This window comes from Nocardia sp. A7 (assembly GCF_046549215.1).
In the GTDB taxonomy this organism is placed as follows: Bacteria; Actinomycetota; Actinomycetes; order Mycobacteriales; family Mycobacteriaceae; genus Nocardia.
In genome coordinates, this window is record NZ_JAJPWE010000001.1 from 435,021 (window position 1) to 449,900 (window position 14,880).

Below are 14,880 nucleotides of genomic sequence, written 5' to 3' on the forward strand. Positions count from 1 at the left end.
GCATACGTGCGCCGCTGTCCGCTTATGACATGAAGGAGCTCGCGACATGGCTGCCGTTTGCGACGTCTGCGCCAAGGGCCCCGGTTTCGGGAAGTCGGTCTCGCACTCGCACCGGCGCACCAACCGTCGCTGGAACCCGAACATCCAGACCGTGCGTGCGCAGGTTGCCCCTGGCAACACCCGCCGGATGAACGTGTGCACCTCCTGCCTGAAGGCGGGCAAGGTCGCCCGCGGCTGATTTTCAGCCCGTACATTCTGCCGACAGCGCCCCGGCACCCCTCGTGGGTGATCCGGGGCTTTGTCGTCCACGATCTGATTCGCCGTGCCTGACTGGCGGATCGCGCCGCTCACGGCGAACCGGATCACCGAACTGGCCGCCTGCCACATCGCCAGCTGGCGCGAGACCTACGGCGCCCTCGTCCCCGGCCACGTCCTGGACAGCTTCGACCTCGAACGCTCCGCGATCACCTGGGAACGTCGCCGGGCCACCGGCACCCACCGGCTACCGATCGCGCTGGTCGACGACCGCCTGATCGGCTTCGCCGCCGCGACCGGATCGTCCACGTCCGGTCGGCGAAACGAGACGAGCGCGGGCGAGGCTGAACCCGCCGGCTCCGGTCGACAGTCGTGCGCAGGCCGATCCGCACACCCCGAGACCGAACTCGAAGCGCTCTACGTGCGCAGCGCCTGGCACGGCACCGGCGTCGCCGACGCACTGATCGAAGCGGCTGCCCCCGGATCACCGTGCACCCTCTGGGTCTTCGCCGACTATCCGCGCGCCCACGCCTTCTACCGCAGGCACGGTTTCACCGACACCGGCGTCCGCCGCACCGACCCGTTCACCCTGCTGCCCGAACAATGGTGGCGCCGCGACTGAGGACCACTGTCGGTGCCGCCGTGCTCGAAGCACCGCGGAACACCGCGCGTCCGGGCCCGATTAAGGTGACGCTCATGAGTACCACCGAACCGGTCCCCGCCGCCGAGATCATCGACGGCGTGCTCCAGCTGACCATCGCCACCTCCGCCGCGGGCACCTCGATGGATTTCGACCTGATCAACGCGGGCACCGCGGCCCTGCGCGCCCTCGATCCATCGGTCGGCGCTGTGCTGCTCACCGGCGCGGGCGCGAACTTCTGCGCGGGCGGCAACGTCCGCAATTTCGCCGCGTCCGACGACCGCGGTGCCTACCTGCACAAGCTGGCCGACGAACTCCACGATTTCGTCCGCGCGCTCGCGGCCGCCCCCGTCCCCGTGATCGCCGCCGTGCAGGGTTGGGCGGCAGGCGCGGGCATGAGCCTGGTCTGCGCCGCCGACATCGCGATCGGCGGCCCGTCGACGAAGCTGCGCCCCGCCTACCCCGGCATCGGCCTGTCCCCCGACGGCGGCATGTCCTGGCTGCTCCCCCGCATCGTCGGCCTCAGCCGCGCCACCGAGATCCTGCTCACCGACGCCGTCATCGACGCCGAAGAAGCCGTGCGCCTCGGCATCCTGAGCCGCACCGTCGCCGACGAGGACATCCGCGCCGAGGCCCTGCGTCTGGCACAGACCTTCGTCACCGGCCCCCGCGCCACCTACACGGCCATGAAAAAGCTGCTGGCCCAGTCGCCCACAGCGATCCTGGACCAGCAGCTCGATGCCGAACGCGACAGCATCGCCGCCGCCGCCAACAGCAACACCGGCCGCGAAGGCGTAGACGCCTTTGTGGCCAAGAGAAAGCCGAATTACGTCGGACTCACCTAGAAGTCACCCACTCCCGCGAGTGAAATGACCCACCCGGCGCGACCAACGCCACGCCGGGACTCAGCACCACGGGTTTTCGGCCGCCTCGCATCCGAAGGGCGAGACGGAACGCCGAAGGCGCAGTATCGCCCTTCGGATGTGAGGCCCACAGGGCCGAAAACCCCGCGGCGCCAGCCGCTAATGATTCAGCAGGCTGCGCCGAGGGCGCTGAAGGTGTTCTGCAGGAGGCAGGTCACCTTCGCGTTCACACCCGAGGAGATCGTGGAGGTGCCGGTGGAGGTCCATTCCTCGCCGACCTGGGTGGTGGCCACCGGTGCGGCCTGCTCGTTGTAGGGCTCGAGCTGCAGGCCTGCGGCGGTGGCCGAGCCTGCGCCCGCGGTGATGGCGGCGGCGACGGCGGCGGTCGCGAGGGCAACGCGAACGGTGGAGATGTGCATCGGGTTGTGCTCCTTCATCATTCTCTTCTGGTGCGGGCGACGCCCCGGGTCAGGGCAGCCGCCAGTCGACGGGGTCGGCGCCGAGTTCGTCGAGCAGTTCGTTGACCCGCGAGAAGGGTCGTGAACCGAAGAACCCGCGCGAGGCGGACAGTGGTGAGGGGTGCGCGGATTCGACGTAGGGCACCTCGGCGTCGACGAGTGTGGGCTTGAGCGAGCGTGCGTCGTTGCCCCACAGCACGGCGACCAGCGGTTCGTCGCGGTCGACCAGTGCCCGGATCGCCTGCTCGGTGACCGCTTCCCAGCCCTTGCCGCGATGGGAGGCGGGCGCGCCGGGGGTGACGGTGAGCACTCGGTTCAGCAGCAGCACACCCTGATCCGACCAGGGGCTCAGGTCGCCACAGGTCGGCGTATCGAAGCCGAGGTCCTTGCTGTATTCGGCGAAGATGTTGGACAGGCTGCGCGGGACCGGCGAAACCTGTGGTGTGACAGAGAAACTCAGGCCCATGGCGTGGCCGGGCGTCGGGTACGGGTCCTGGCCGACGATGAGCACGCGCACCTTGTCGAACGGTCGCTGGAACGCGCGCAGCACGTTCTCCCCTTCGGGAAGGTAGCCGCGGCCTGCCGCGTTCTCCTCGCGTAGGAACTCGCCCATTTCGCTGATGCGGTCGGTGACCGGCTCCAGTGCCCGGGCCCAGCCCGGATCGATGATCTCCGACAGTGGTTTGGCGCCCATGACCGCACAACCTATCGTTCGTCGTGGTCGGGTGTGGCGTCCGCCCCACGGAACGATTCCCAGCCGGTGCCGCCGGTGGGTGCCATGCCATCGACCGTGACGCCGCTGCCTGCGTTTACTACGCCGATCGGGCGCCAGCCCGCGGGCAGCGCGATGTCGGCGGGCCAGGTTCCGACGAAGGCGTGATCCTCGCCACCGGCCAGAATCCATTGCGCGGCATCGGCATCGAGCAGTTTCGCGACGGCGCGGAGTTCGGGGTCCGACAGCGCCGAACTGTGGACGTCGATCGCGACGTTCGATGCCGCGGCGAGATGTCCGAGGTCGGCTAGCAGTCCGTCGGAGATGTCGGTGAGAGCGGTCGGGGTCTGCGTACCGAACGCGTCGATCACCGCCGCGTAGGGCGGCTGCGGAACACGATGTGTGGCAAGGGCATAGGTGAACTCAGGATCGGATCTGTCCGCGTCACCGGTCAATACGGCCAGCCCAGCACCGGACCAGCCGAGTTCGCCTGCCACCGCGACGATGTCGCCGACCACCGCACCGGATCGTGTGATCGCGGATTGCCCGCCGAGATCGCCGAACGCGGTCACCGAGACAACCAACTGCTCGCTGTGCACCAGGTCGCCGCCCGCGATGGAACCCCCGGCGCGGCTCGCCTCGATCCACATCCCGTCGGCGATCCCCTCGACCACCGACACGGGGGTTTCGGCCGGGCAGCCGAGCGCGACCACGAACGCTGTCGGCCGCGCCCCCATCGCCACTACGTCGGCGGCGTTCTGCGCGATCGCCTTGCGCCCGATGTCGACGGGCGATGACCAGTCGAGCCGGAAGTGTCTGCCTTCGACGAGCATGTCGGTGCTCACCACGAACCGCCCGTCGGGGGCGGCGATCAGCGCGGCGTCGTCCCCTGGTCCGAGCAGCACGTGCGCGGCCTGCTCTCGACCGGCGTTGATCCGATCGATCAAGGCGAATTCGCCCAGCTCACGAACCGTCTGCGGGCGAGTGTCCTCGCTGATGACCGACCCCTTCCCGCTGTGCTGCTGACCGATGAAATCGCCCCGACGGTACCCTTTCGGAGGCGATCGGGCACCACCGACGGTGCAGGCGAACCCGCGAACGGAAGGACCACACAGCTATGGCGGACTCGACACCGGAGGATCGCGACGAGGCGAACACCCCCGACGACACCGCCACCGCCGACGCGAAGTCGCCCGGCGATGCCGCCACGGACGCGAACACCGCCCGCGACGCCGACGCCATCAAGGACGCCGACGCTGATACAGCCGACTCGGACGACGACTTCGAATCGCACCACTCCCCCGCACTCATCGCCACCGCGATCGCCCTGCCCGTCGTGCTGATCGTCGGGGTCCTGGTCGCTGCCTTCATCGCCCTGCGCGCCCCCGTCGAACGCGAGCCCCTCGCCCTCGGCCCCGTTCCGGCCCCCGCCGCCGACGGCCCCGCCTGCCAAGCTCTGCTCCCCGCCCTGCCCGCCGAGCTCGGCGACTACACCAAGGCCACCCTCGTCGAACCCGCCCCGCCCGCCACCCGCGCCTGGCAACTCCCCGAGGGCGGCGACCCGATCACCCTGCGCTGCGGCCTCGACCGTCCCCTCGAGTTCAACCGCGCGTCCCCGCTGACGGTCATCGACGGCGTGAAGTGGTTCCAGATCCGCGACGAGGTCGGCAAGACCGGCACCTGGTTCGCCGTCGACCGCGAGACCTACATCGCCCTGACCGTCCCCGACGGCTCTGGCACCAGCGCGGTACAGACCGTCTCCGACACCATCAACGCGAATCTGCCTGCCCGCGAACCGACTCCGGGCGAACTTTGAGTTAACAGTCTGGCGCGGTAGAACTTTCGAGCACCACTGCGCCGAAAGCCCTGCGGCCGAACGGAACTAGCGCAGCCCGGTCCCGCGCGCGAGGGCTGTCTCGATCAGCGTCGACACCAGCGTCGGGTAGTCGATCCCGGTGGCTTCCCACATCCGCGGGTACTGCGAGATCGGGGTGAACCCGGGCATCGTGTTGATCTCGTTGATCACCGGACCGTTCTCGGTGACGAAGAAGTCGACCCGCGCCAGCCCCTGGCAGTCCAGCGCGCGGAACGCACGCACCGACAGCTCGCGGATCTCGTCGGCGACATCGTCGTCGAGCTTGGCGGGCACATCGAATTCGCACACGTCGTCGAGGTATTTGGTGGCGAAGTCGTAGAACTCGGGCGCGGCCGCGTCGGCATCGGGCATCCGGATCTCGGAGACGACACTGCCACGCACTTCGCCATCGGCGAATTCCAGTACGCCACACTCGACTTCGCGTCCGACGATGCCCGCTTCGACGATCACCTTCGGGTCGTGCGCACGGGCGGCGGCGATCGCCGCGGCAAGATCGGCCCAGTCGGTGATCTTGGTGATGCCGATCGAGGAACCACCGCGCGCGGGCTTCACGAAGGCGGGCAGCCCGATCCGATCCCGGTCCGCGGCGGACAACGTCTCGACACCCGGCCGCAGCACAACCTGCACCCCGACGGGCAACGATTCGGCCGCCAGCAATTTTTTGGTGAACTCCTTGTCCATGCCCGCCGCACTGGCGAGAACGCCCGCGCCGACGTACGGAATCCCGGCCAGTTCGAGCATGCCCTGTAACGTGCCGTCCTCACCGAAGGGCCCGTGCAGGATCGGAAACACCACGTCGACGTTGCCGAGCACCGCGCTCGAGTCGAGCGCGATCAGCGCACCGGAACGGCTGGGGTCGGCGGCGAGGGTGAGGGCGGTCCCCGACGCGTCGACCTGCGGTTGTACACCGTGGCTCAACGCCAGTTCGCCGATCCCGTCGGCCAACACCCAGGCGCCGGCGGAGGTGATGCCGATCGGCATCACCTCGTAGCGCGCCGGATCGAGGTTGCGCAGCACACTGCTCGCCGACACACACGAGACGGCGTGCTCGCTGCTGCGCCCGCCGAACACCACAGCTACCCTGATCCGTTCCGTCATGAACGTCACCGTAGTAGGTTCACGCCGTCATGGCGCTATCGCCCTTATTCGGGCTTGATCCGCCTGCCGAGCAGGCTGCCGACCGCCTCGCTCACCGATAGCCCCCCGTGGCACACGTTGTGCACCGCGTCGGTGAGCGGCATCTCCACCCCGTGCTCGGCGGCCAGTGCCCGCACCGATGTGCACGACTTCACACCTTCGGCGACCTGCCCATTGGTCGCTTCCTGCGCCGCGGCCATCGAGCCACCGGCACCGAGCACATACCCGAAGGACCGGTTGCGCGACAGCGGCGAGGTGCAGGTAGCCACCAGATCGCCGACGCCGGCGAGCCCGGCCAGCGTCACCGGTTGCGCCCCGAGCGCCACACCGAGCCGCATCACCTCGGCGAGCCCGCGCGTGATCAGACTCGCGACCGAGTTGTCGCCCAGACCCATCCCCGAGGCGATGCCGCAAGCGAGCGCGATGACGTTCTTACACGCGCCACCGATCTCACAACCGATCACATCGGTGTTGGTGTAGGGCCGGAAGTATCCGGTGGCACATGCCCGTTGCGCGACCCCGGCGCGCTCGGTGTCGGTGCACGCGATCACCGTCGCCGCGGGCTGACGTTCGACGATCTCGTGCGCCAGGTTCGGACCCGACAGCACCGCGATCCGGCTCGGCTCGGCCCCGGTGACCTCCGCGATCACCTGACTCATCCGCAGCAGCGTCCCGGTCTCGATCCCCTTGGCCAGACTCAGCAAGGTGGCGTCGACGTCGATATCGCCCTTCCACAGATCCAGATTCGCCCGCAACGACTGCGACGGCACCGCGAGCACCACCAGATCCGCCCCGTCCAGCGCGACCCGATGATCGTCGGTGCCACGCACCGGCGGCAGCTGCACCCCGGGCAGGTAGAACGGATTGCGATGCTCGGTATCGATCGCCTGCGCCACCTCGGCCCGTCTGGCCCAGATCGTGACGTCGGTCCCCGCCTCGGCCAACACCTTCGCGAACGCAGTTCCCCACGACCCCGCACCCATAACCGCCGCCCTCGTCATCAGCCCAATATGCCATGCAAGGATCGAAGCCATGCACACCGTGCACGCCGTGATGGCGGTCAAACACATCGACCGGGCCAAGAGCAGGCTGGCGAGCCTGCTGAGCGTCGAGCAGCGCGCCCAGCTCGTGCTGGCCATGTTCACCGATACGGTCGTGGCCGCCACCGCCGTGCCCGCCCTGTCGTCGCTGACCGTGGTCACCCCCGATCCGCTCATCGCCGCCCGCGCCCGCGAGCTCGGCGCGCACGTGATCGATGAACCCGCGGCCGGTGCCGATCCGCTCAATACCGCGCTCGCCGCCGGTGCCGCGGACGTGCGGGATCGCCACGGGCCCGCCCATCTGCTCGCCCTGCAGGCCGATCTCCCTGCCCTGCGCGCGTCCGAACTGGCCGACGTCCTTACCGTCGCCGCCGTCGGCGCCCGCTCGGTGGTGATCGATCACACGGGCACCGGCACGGCCGCATTGCTTGTCCGTGATGGCGCGGCGAGCCTTTTGCCCCGCTTCGGTGCCGATTCCGCGCGCGCGCACCGCGACGCGGGCGCCGTAGCGCTGTCCGGGCACTGGCCCGGCCTGCGGTGCGACGTCGACACCCCCGAGGATCTCGACGTTGTCCGCGTGCTGGGAGTCGGTGAATTCACCGAGTCGACTTTGCGCGACTTCGGATTCTCATCGCACAGAAGTGATCCCGTTCGCACCGTGTGCTAGCAGATCGCCACAATCGGACCGGCTGCGATGTTTCGTGCGATGTCGTGATGCGCGGGGCCGCTTCCTCGAGGGATGATTGATCCGTGAGCGATTCGGAAACCATCAAGCCGCTGCCCCTGATTTCCCCGCCACCCGCGGCCGCCATCACCTCGGGCGGGGACGCGAGCACCCAACGATTGCCCAGAGATCGCTACCTCAACCGCGAACTGAGCTGGCTCGACTTCAATGCCCGCGTCCTGGCGCTGGCCGAGGACGCGTCGCTGCCGTTGCTGGAGCGGGCCAAGTTCCTCGCGATCTTCGCGTCCAATCTCGACGAGTTCTACATGGTGCGCGTCGCCGGTTTGAAACGCCGTGCCGAAACCGGTCTCTCGGTGCGCTCCGCCGACGGTCGCTCACCGTCGGAGCAACTGGAGATGATCACCGCCCGCGCCCAGGAACTCGCCGACCGCCACGCACGCGTGTTCATCGACGACGTGAACCCGGCACTGGCCGCCGAGGGCATCGACATCATCGGCTGGGGCGACCTCGACGAGGATGAAGGCGAACGCCTTTCGGGCTACTTCACCGACCAGGTGTTCCCGGTGCTCACCCCGCTCGCCGTCGACCCGGCGCACCCGTTCCCCTACATCTCCGGCCTGAGCCTGAATCTGGCCGTGACGGTGCGCGACACCGGCACCGGCGGCGAGCACTTCGCCCGCGTGAAGGTGCCCGACAACGTCGACCGCTTCGTGCGCGTTCGCCGCACCGGCGCGCCGTCGGCGATCGCGGCGTTCCTGCCGATGGAAGACCTCATCGCCGCCCACCTCGACCTGCTGTTCCCCGGTCTGACCGTGGTGGAGACGCATTCGTTCCGGATCACCCGCAACGCCGATTTCGAGGTCGACGAAGACCGCGACGAGGACCTGCTGCAGGCGATGGAGCGCGAACTGGCCCGTCGCCGTTTCGGCAAGCCGGTGCGCCTCGAGGTCTCCGACGACATGACCGAGCACATGCTGGAGCTTCTATTACGTGAGCTGGAGGTCGACCCCGCCGATGTGATCCAGGTGCCCGGCCTGCTCGACCTGTCCTGCCTGTGGCAGGTCTACGGCGTCGACCGCCCCGAACTCAAGGACGCGCCCTACGTTCCGGCCACCCCCGCGGCGTTCGGTGAACGCGAGACCCCGCGCAATGTCTTCACCGCGCTGCGCGAGGGCGACGTGCTGGTGCACCACCCCTACGACTCCTTCTCCACCAGCGTGCAGCGTTTCATCGAACAGGCCGCGGCCGACCCGCAGGTGCTCGCGATCAAGCAGACCCTCTACCGCACCTCCGGCGACTCCCCCATCATCAATTCGCTGATCGATGCCGCCGAAGCGGGCAAGCAGGTCGTCGCGCTGGTCGAGATCAAGGCCCGCTTCGACGAGCAGGCCAACATCAAATGGGCGCGCGAGCTGGAACAGGCGGGCGTGCACGTGGTCTACGGCCTGGTCGGCTTGAAGACCCACTGCAAGACCTGCCTGGTGGTGCGCCGCGAGGGCTCGACGATCCGCCGCTACTGCCACATCGGCACCGGCAACTACAACCCGAAGACCGCGCGCCTGTACGAGGACGTCGGGTTGTTCACCGCCGCACCCGAAATCGGCGCCGATCTCACCGACCTGTTCAATTCGCTGACCGGCTACTCCCGCAAGGAGGACTACCGCAACCTGATGGTCGCGCCACTGGGTGTGCGCGCGGGCATCATCGAGCGTATCGATCGCGAGATCGAGCTGGCCGGACAGGGTGCGGCGGCGCGGATCCGGATGAAGGCCAATGCGATCGTCGACGAGCAGATCATCGACGCCCTCTACCGCGCCTCCCAGGCCGGTGTGCCGGTGCAGATCGTGGTGCGCGGCATCTGCGGCCTGCGCGCGGGCGTGCCCGGCCTGAGCGAGAACATCGAAGTGCGCTCGATCCTCGGCCGATTCCTCGAGCACTCTCGCCTCATCGAATTCGGTGCGCAGGAACAGACCTGGATCGGCAGCGCCGACATGATGCACCGCAATCTCGACCGTCGCGTCGAGGTGATGGTGCAGGTGAAAGATCCCAAGCTCGTCGCACAGCTCGCCCAGGTGTTCGACTCCGCGCTCGATCCGGCGACCCGCTGCTGGATCCTGCTCCCGGACGGGACCTGGCAGGCGAGTCCGACCGATGTCGAGGCCGGCCAGGTGCGTGATCACCAGGCATTCCTCATGCGCCGACGTCGTCCCGATCAGCCGTGAGCGGAAAGGACGCGTCGATGCGCGATCCGCGGGTGCGGCCCAATATCCATGCGGCGGGCGCGCTCCTGTGGCGTTGCGGTGGCGAGGGCGTGGAGATCGCCGTTATCCACCGGCCGAAGTACGGTGACTGGTCGCTGCCGAAGGGCAAGCTCGATCCCGGCGAGACTCCGGTGGTCGCGGCCGTGCGCGAGGTGAGCGAGGAAACCGGCCTGGCCGCCACGCTGGGGCGCTATCTCGGCCACGTCACCTATCCGGTCCCGGGCCACCGAAAGCTCAAACGGGTCGACTACTGGGCCGCCGAGGCCGCCGAGGGCGACTTCGCCGTCAACGACGAGGTCGACCAGTTGCGCTGGTTCCCGCTGGCGCAGGTGATGGACCAGTTGTCGTATCCGATGGACCGCCAGATCGTGCGGATCTTCGCCCGGCTGCCCGCGCGCACCAACACCGTGCTGCTGGTGCGCCACGCCAAGGCGGGCAAGCGCCATCGGTTCGACGGACCCGACGACTCGCGACCGCTCGAGCCCGCCGGGGAACTGCAGGCGAAGGGATTGACACCGAATCTGTTGGCGTTCGGCGCATCCGAGATCTATTCCGCCGATCCACTGCGCTGCGTCCAAACCGTGACCCCGTTGGCGGAACAGCTCAACGCCGAAATCAATTGCGAGCCAATGTTTTCCGAGCAAGGTTACGATTCAGCGAAAAGCTCCGCGCGGCAACGATTTCTGTCGTTGGTTACCGATCGGGGGGTGCCGGTGGTGTGTAGTCAAGGCGGGGTGATTCCCGATCTCACGCAGTGGCTCGCGGCGCGAGGTGGCCTCACGCTGCCCGCCGCCCGCAATCGCAAGGGCAGCGTCTGGGCATTGTCGTTCGTCGAGGACCGATTAGTCGCCGCGGACCATATGGACCGTTCGCTGTCGACGGCAATCCTCACCGCCTGAGTCACGCGCACCGGCTCGAAACAGCCGAAACGGCCCCGGGATTCCCGGGGCCGTTCTCGGTCCAGTGGTGGGTGATGCGGCTTTTACGTGCACATTCCCCGACCTGATCCCGCTGCGGCAGGATCAACGAGCACGACGGGCGGCAGTCTTCTTGGCAGCAGTCTTCTTTGCAGGAGCCTTCTTCGCAGCAGTGGTCTTCTTGGCCGCCGTGGTCTTGGCGGCCGTGACCTTCTTGGCGGGCGCCTTCTTGGCCGCCGTCACTTTCTTTGCCGCCGTGGTCTTCTTGGCCGCCGTCTTCGCCGCCGTGGTCTTCTTGGCGGCAGGAGCCTTGGTGGCGGCCTTGCGGGCGGTGGTCTTGGCCGGACCCTTCGACGGCGTCGCCTTCTTGGCCGCGGTCTTCTTCGCCGCGGTCTTCTTGGCTGCTGCCTTCTTCGCCGCCACCGGGGCATTCACGCCACGCTTGACGGCGGGCCCGGACGAGGCCAGCTTCTGCTTACCCGCGATGACAGCCTTGAACTGCGCGCCCGGTCGGAAGGCAGGCACCGAAGTGGCCTTCACCTTCACGGTTTCACCGGTGCGCGGGTTACGGGCAACCCGGGGAGCACGCTTGCGCTGTTCGAACACACCGAATCCGGTGATGGTGACGCTTTGACCCTTGTGCACGGCACGGACGATGGTGTCGACAACATTCTCGACAGCCGCGGTAGCCGTCCGCCTGTCCGTACCCAACTTTTCGGTCAGAACGTCGATCAGTTCCGCCTTGTTCATTGAATCCTCCGCAGACTAATGGCCCGTCGTCGGACCGACTAGGTACCACGGTAAACCCAGTTTGAGCAAGAGTCTATGTGCCACGCCAAAATTCATGTGGTTTAGCACACGTCCAGCTACCGCCGCCCGGGATGCGCGCCTAAGCGCCCCAGCTGATTACGCTCGCGAAATAGGCTCCGGCAGCGTCACGGGTTTCCATGACGGCCTTCCCTTTTCGAACTCGCCGATGACGTCGGCCTGTCGCAGCGTGAGGCCGATGTCGTCCAAACCCTCCAGCAGACGCCAGCGGGTGTAGTCGTCAATATCGAACGGCAACACGACGGTTCCCGCTGTGACGGTGCGCGCGGACAGGTCGACAACCAATTCGATGCCGGGCTGTTCCTCGATCAGCTTCCAGAGCATTTCGACATCGTTCTGTGACATCTGCGCGGCCAACAGCCCGCCCTTGCCCGCATTTCCCCGGAAGATGTCGGCGAAACGCGACGAGATGACCACTCGAAAGCCGTAGTCCGACAGCGCCCACACGGCGTGCTCACGCGAAGAACCGGTGCCGAAATCCGGGCCGGCCACCAGCACGCTGCCCCGGTTGTACGGCTCGGTGTTGAGAATGAACGCCGGATCGGCACGCCAAGCGGCGAACAAGCCGTCCTCGAAACCCGTTCGGGTCACGCGCTTCAGGTAAACGGCGGGGATGATCTGATCGGTGTCGACATTGGACCGGCGCAGCGGCACACCGATGCCTTTGTGAACGGTGAAGGCTTCCATAACGATTCCCTTTCGATCTGTGGATGCTCGGTGTGACTCAGGCCAGATCGGCCGGCGAGGACAGCGTTCCCCGGACCGCCGTGGCGGCGGCGACCAGCGGCGAGACCAGGTGCGTGCGACCGCCCTTGCCCTGTCGACCCTCGAAATTGCGGTTCGAGGTGGACGCGCAACGCTGGCCCGGTTCGAGCTGATCGGGATTCATCCCCAGGCACATCGAGCAGCCCGCCTGACGCCATTCCGCGCCCGCGGCGGTGAAGATCTCGCCGAGTCCTTCTTTTTCCGCCTGCGCGCGCACCCGCATCGAGCCGGGTACCACCAGCATTCGCACGCCGTCGGCGACCTGGCGGCCCTTCAGCACATCGGCGACGGCCCGCAGATCCTCGATCCGGCCGTTGGTGCAGGAGCCGACGAATACGGTGTCGACGCTCACCTCGCGCAGCGGCATTCCCGGCGTCAGGTCCATGTAGCGCAGCGCCTTCTCGGCGGATTCGCGCTCGTTCTCGTCGGTGATCTGGGCCGGGTCGGGCACATTCGCGCCGAGCGGCAGGCCCTGTCCGGGATTGGTGCCCCACGTGACGAACGGAGTCAGCGTGTTCGCGTCGATGTGGACCTCGGCGTCGAACACCGCGCCTTCCTCGGTGACCAGCGCGTCCCAGGAGGCCACTGCGGCATCCCAGTCGGCTCCCTGCGGTGCGTGCGGGCGGCCCTTCAGGAATTCGTAGGTGGTCTCGTCGGGGCCGATCATGCCTGCGCGCGCGCCCGCTTCGATGGACATGTTGCAGATGGTCATCCGCGCTTCCATCGACAGCTTGCGAATCGCCTCGCCGCGATACTCCAGCACATAGCCCTGGCCGCCGCCGGTGCCGATCTGGGCGATCACGGCCAGGATCAGGTCCTTGCTCGTGACGCCGGGCGCCAATTCACCGTCCACGGTGATGGCCATCGTCTTGAACGGCCGCAGCGACAGCGTCTGGGTGGCGAGCACGTGCTCGACCTCACTGGTGCCGATGCCCATCGCCAGCGCGCCGAACGCGCCGTGGGTGGAGGTGTGGCTGTCGCCGCACACCACGGTCATACCGGGCTGGGTGAGACCCAGCTGCGGACCGACGACGTGCACGATGCCCTGCTCCACATCGCCCATCGAGTGCAGGCGCACGCCGAATTCGGCGCAGTTGCGGCGCAGCGTGTCCACCTGGGTGCGCGAGATCGGGTCGGCGATCGGCTTGTCGATATCGGCGGTGGGGACGTTGTGGTCCTCGGTGGCGATGGTGAGATCGGTTCTGCGCACCGGACGGCCCGCCGCGCGTAGCCCGTCGAAGGCCTGCGGGCTGGTCACCTCGTGCACGAGGTGTAGATCGATGTAGATCAGGTCGGGTTCGCGGGAGGAACCGTCGCCTTCGCCTTTGGCGACGACGTGGGATTCCCACACCTTCTCGGCCAGTGTGCGAGCGCGCTCGGCCATTGCTTGATCACCTTTCGACGGGCATACTTGGTATCTCAGCATTTGAGACGTTAGTATCGTTCTATGAGACAGCATAGCGGTATCGGTGTTCTCGACAAAGCCGTGGCGGTGCTCTACGCCGTCGCCGACGAGCCGTGCGGCCTCAACGACCTGTGCACCCGTACCGGCCTGCCACGCGCCACCGCGCATCGGCTGGCGGTCGGGCTGGAGACGCACCGGCTGCTGGCCCGTGACGGCAACGGATTGTGGCGTCCGGGGCCCGCGCTCACCGAGCTGTCGGCGGGGGCGGCCGATCCACTGGTGGAGGCCGCGGCTGCCATTCTGCCCCGGCTGCGTGAGATCACCGGCGAAAGCGTCCAGCTCTACTGCCGCGACGGGCACGCCCGCGTCTGCATCGCCGCGCTGGAGCCCCCGGTGGGTCTGCGTGACACGGTGCCGATCGGTTCGCGACTACCACTCACCGCGGGTTCGGCGGCGAAGGTGTTGCTGGCATGGGCCGATCCCGAGTTGCAACGCACGGTTCTCGCCGACGCGGTGTTCGGCGATCGCGCGCTGGCCGAGGTGCGCAAGCGTGGCTGGGCGCAGAGTGCCGCCGAGCGCGCGCAGGGCGTGGCGAGTGTGTCCGCGCCGGTGCGCGATGCGGGCGGGGTGATCGTGGCCGCCGTGTCGGTGTCGGGCCCGATCGATCGCATGGGTCGCAGGCCGGGCGCGCGCTGGGCCGCCGATCTGGTCGCGGCCGCCGAGGCACTGCACAAACGGCTGTAGAAACAGCGAAGGCCCCCGGTCGGATTCGACCGGGGGCCTTACTCTGCTTTGTAGCCCCGACGGGATTCGAACCCGCGCTACCGCCTTGAGAGGGCGGCGTCCTAGGCCGCTAGACGACGGGGCCAGGACGATCTCACAGTGTGAAACCTTGCTGGGGTACCAGGACTCGAACCTAGAATGGCTGTACCAGAAACAGCTGTGTTGCCAATTACACCATACCCCAAAGACCGAAACGCCCGACCTTGCAATCTCCACCGAGTGGTTGTCGGTGTTGCGAGGCCGTGTTCCGCAGCG

The 14,880-nt window shown here is 67.7% G+C and carries 16 protein-coding genes and 2 tRNA genes; 8 read left to right on the top strand and 10 right to left on the bottom strand.

Going from position 1 to position 14,880, the window contains the following annotated elements:
* Nucleotides 1-46 precede the first annotated feature (46 nt).
* The 3 genes from rpmB to ACLJPD_RS01935 all read left to right on the top strand — a co-directional run bounded on the left by rpmB (nt 47) and on the right by ACLJPD_RS01935 (nt 1,740).
* On the top strand, nt 47-238 hold the full coding sequence (gene rpmB, locus ACLJPD_RS01925; protein ID WP_039799620.1) for a 50S ribosomal protein L28: 192 nt from the start codon (nt 47-49) through the stop codon (nt 236-238).
* Nucleotides 239-322: 84 nt separating this feature from the next.
* A complete protein-coding gene (locus ACLJPD_RS01930; RefSeq protein ID WP_410869942.1) occupies nt 323-877 on the top strand; it encodes a GNAT family N-acetyltransferase in 555 nt (184 codons plus the stop codon).
* A gap of 74 nt (nt 878-951) precedes the next feature.
* Complete coding sequence (locus ACLJPD_RS01935) at nt 952-1,740, top strand: enoyl-CoA hydratase/isomerase family protein (RefSeq protein ID WP_410869944.1); 789 nt, start codon at nt 952-954, stop codon at nt 1,738-1,740.
* A gap of 185 nt (nt 1,741-1,925) precedes the next feature.
* On the opposite strand, the gene ACLJPD_RS01940 is transcribed toward ACLJPD_RS01935, so the two are convergent.
* The 3 genes from ACLJPD_RS01940 to ACLJPD_RS01950 are packed head-to-tail and all read right to left on the bottom strand — an operon-like array spanning nt 1,926 to nt 3,926.
* Complete coding sequence (locus ACLJPD_RS01940; RefSeq protein ID WP_410869946.1) at nt 1,926-2,177, bottom strand: hypothetical protein; 252 nt, start codon at nt 2,175-2,177, stop codon at nt 1,926-1,928.
* A gap of 49 nt (nt 2,178-2,226) precedes the next feature.
* Nucleotides 2,227-2,910: a uracil-DNA glycosylase gene (locus ACLJPD_RS01945; protein WP_410869948.1), complete on the bottom strand. Its 684-nt coding sequence runs from the start codon at nt 2,908-2,910 to the stop codon at nt 2,227-2,229.
* Between the two features lie 11 nt (nt 2,911-2,921).
* Nucleotides 2,922-3,926 carry a thiamine-phosphate kinase gene (locus tag ACLJPD_RS01950; RefSeq protein ID WP_410871892.1) on the bottom strand — a complete coding sequence of 335 codons (1,005 nt, stop codon included), beginning with the start codon at nt 3,924-3,926 and terminating at the stop codon, nt 2,922-2,924.
* Between the two features lie 119 nt (nt 3,927-4,045).
* Between ACLJPD_RS01950 and ACLJPD_RS01955 the strand changes: the two genes are divergently transcribed.
* The gene (locus ACLJPD_RS01955) at nt 4,046-4,744 is read left to right on the top strand and encodes a DUF3515 domain-containing protein (protein WP_410869950.1); all 699 of its coding nucleotides are present in this window, start codon (nt 4,046-4,048) and stop codon (nt 4,742-4,744) included.
* 66 nt (nt 4,745-4,810) lie between these two features.
* On the opposite strand, the gene ACLJPD_RS01960 is transcribed toward ACLJPD_RS01955, so the two are convergent.
* Both ACLJPD_RS01960 and ACLJPD_RS01965 read right to left on the bottom strand, forming a co-directional pair.
* Complete coding sequence (locus ACLJPD_RS01960) at nt 4,811-5,902, bottom strand: D-alanine--D-alanine ligase family protein (protein WP_410869951.1); 1,092 nt, start codon at nt 5,900-5,902, stop codon at nt 4,811-4,813.
* Nucleotides 5,903-5,946: 44 nt separating this feature from the next.
* On the bottom strand, nt 5,947-6,942 hold the full coding sequence (locus ACLJPD_RS01965; protein WP_410869952.1) for an NAD(P)H-dependent glycerol-3-phosphate dehydrogenase: 996 nt from the start codon (nt 6,940-6,942) through the stop codon (nt 5,947-5,949).
* Nucleotides 6,943-6,973: 31 nt separating this feature from the next.
* Between ACLJPD_RS01965 and cofC the strand changes: the two genes are divergently transcribed.
* From cofC to ACLJPD_RS01980, 3 genes are all read left to right on the top strand, one after another.
* Complete coding sequence (gene cofC, locus ACLJPD_RS01970; RefSeq protein ID WP_410869953.1) at nt 6,974-7,648, top strand: 2-phospho-L-lactate guanylyltransferase; 675 nt, start codon at nt 6,974-6,976, stop codon at nt 7,646-7,648.
* Between the two features lie 83 nt (nt 7,649-7,731).
* On the top strand, nt 7,732-9,888 hold the full coding sequence (locus ACLJPD_RS01975) for an RNA degradosome polyphosphate kinase (RefSeq protein ID WP_410869954.1): 2,157 nt from the start codon (nt 7,732-7,734) through the stop codon (nt 9,886-9,888).
* 17 nt (nt 9,889-9,905) lie between these two features.
* Complete coding sequence (locus ACLJPD_RS01980) at nt 9,906-10,826, top strand: NUDIX hydrolase (protein WP_410869956.1); 921 nt, start codon at nt 9,906-9,908, stop codon at nt 10,824-10,826.
* A gap of 123 nt (nt 10,827-10,949) precedes the next feature.
* Here the strand turns inward: ACLJPD_RS01980 and ACLJPD_RS01985 are convergent, their stop codons facing one another.
* From ACLJPD_RS01985 to leuC, 3 genes are all read right to left on the bottom strand, one after another.
* Entirely contained in the window at nt 10,950-11,594 is a 645-nt protein-coding gene (locus tag ACLJPD_RS01985) for an HU family DNA-binding protein (protein ID WP_410869958.1), read from the bottom strand.
* Between the two features lie 156 nt (nt 11,595-11,750).
* The gene (leuD, locus tag ACLJPD_RS01990; RefSeq protein ID WP_410869959.1) at nt 11,751-12,359 is read right to left on the bottom strand and encodes a 3-isopropylmalate dehydratase small subunit; all 609 of its coding nucleotides are present in this window, start codon (nt 12,357-12,359) and stop codon (nt 11,751-11,753) included.
* Nucleotides 12,360-12,396: 37 nt separating this feature from the next.
* Nucleotides 12,397-13,821: a 3-isopropylmalate dehydratase large subunit gene (leuC, locus tag ACLJPD_RS01995; RefSeq protein WP_410869960.1), complete on the bottom strand. Its 1,425-nt coding sequence runs from the start codon at nt 13,819-13,821 to the stop codon at nt 12,397-12,399.
* Between the two features lie 63 nt (nt 13,822-13,884).
* Here leuC and ACLJPD_RS02000 point away from each other — a divergent pair, with 63 nt between their 5' ends.
* Entirely contained in the window at nt 13,885-14,586 is a 702-nt protein-coding gene (locus ACLJPD_RS02000) for an IclR family transcriptional regulator (protein WP_379234662.1), read from the top strand.
* Between the two features lie 51 nt (nt 14,587-14,637).
* Here ACLJPD_RS02000 and ACLJPD_RS02005 read toward each other — a convergent pair.
* A tRNA-Glu gene (locus ACLJPD_RS02005) sits at nt 14,638-14,710 on the bottom strand.
* Nucleotides 14,711-14,737: 27 nt separating this feature from the next.
* Nucleotides 14,738-14,809, bottom strand: a tRNA-Gln gene (locus ACLJPD_RS02010).
* Nucleotides 14,810-14,880 lie beyond the last annotated feature (71 nt).

Coding starts and splice junctions, on each gene's coding strand:
- ACLJPD_RS01935 (WP_410869944.1), top strand. CDS start 952: ATGAGTACCACCGAACCGGTCCCCGCCGCCGAGATCATCGACGGCGTG.
- ACLJPD_RS01955 (WP_410869950.1), top strand. CDS start 4,046: ATGGCGGACTCGACACCGGAGGATCGCGACGAGGCGAACACCCCCGAC.
- ACLJPD_RS01965 (WP_410869952.1), bottom strand. CDS start 6,942: ATGACGAGGGCGGCGGTTATGGGTGCGGGGTCGTGGGGAACTGCGTTC.
- ACLJPD_RS01960 (WP_410869951.1), bottom strand. CDS start 5,902: ATGACGGAACGGATCAGGGTAGCTGTGGTGTTCGGCGGGCGCAGCAGC.
- ACLJPD_RS01980 (WP_410869956.1), top strand. CDS start 9,906: ATGCGCGATCCGCGGGTGCGGCCCAATATCCATGCGGCGGGCGCGCTC.
- ACLJPD_RS01945 (WP_410869948.1), bottom strand. CDS start 2,910: ATGGGCGCCAAACCACTGTCGGAGATCATCGATCCGGGCTGGGCCCGG.
- ACLJPD_RS01985 (WP_410869958.1), bottom strand. CDS start 11,594: ATGAACAAGGCGGAACTGATCGACGTTCTGACCGAAAAGTTGGGTACG.
- cofC (WP_410869953.1), top strand. CDS start 6,974: ATGCACACCGTGCACGCCGTGATGGCGGTCAAACACATCGACCGGGCC.
- ACLJPD_RS02000 (WP_379234662.1), top strand. CDS start 13,885: ATGAGACAGCATAGCGGTATCGGTGTTCTCGACAAAGCCGTGGCGGTG.
- ACLJPD_RS01940 (WP_410869946.1), bottom strand. CDS start 2,177: ATGCACATCTCCACCGTTCGCGTTGCCCTCGCGACCGCCGCCGTCGCC.
- rpmB (WP_039799620.1), top strand. CDS start 47: ATGGCTGCCGTTTGCGACGTCTGCGCCAAGGGCCCCGGTTTCGGGAAG.
- leuC (WP_410869960.1), bottom strand. CDS start 13,821: ATGGCCGAGCGCGCTCGCACACTGGCCGAGAAGGTGTGGGAATCCCAC.
- leuD (WP_410869959.1), bottom strand. CDS start 12,359: ATGGAAGCCTTCACCGTTCACAAAGGCATCGGTGTGCCGCTGCGCCGG.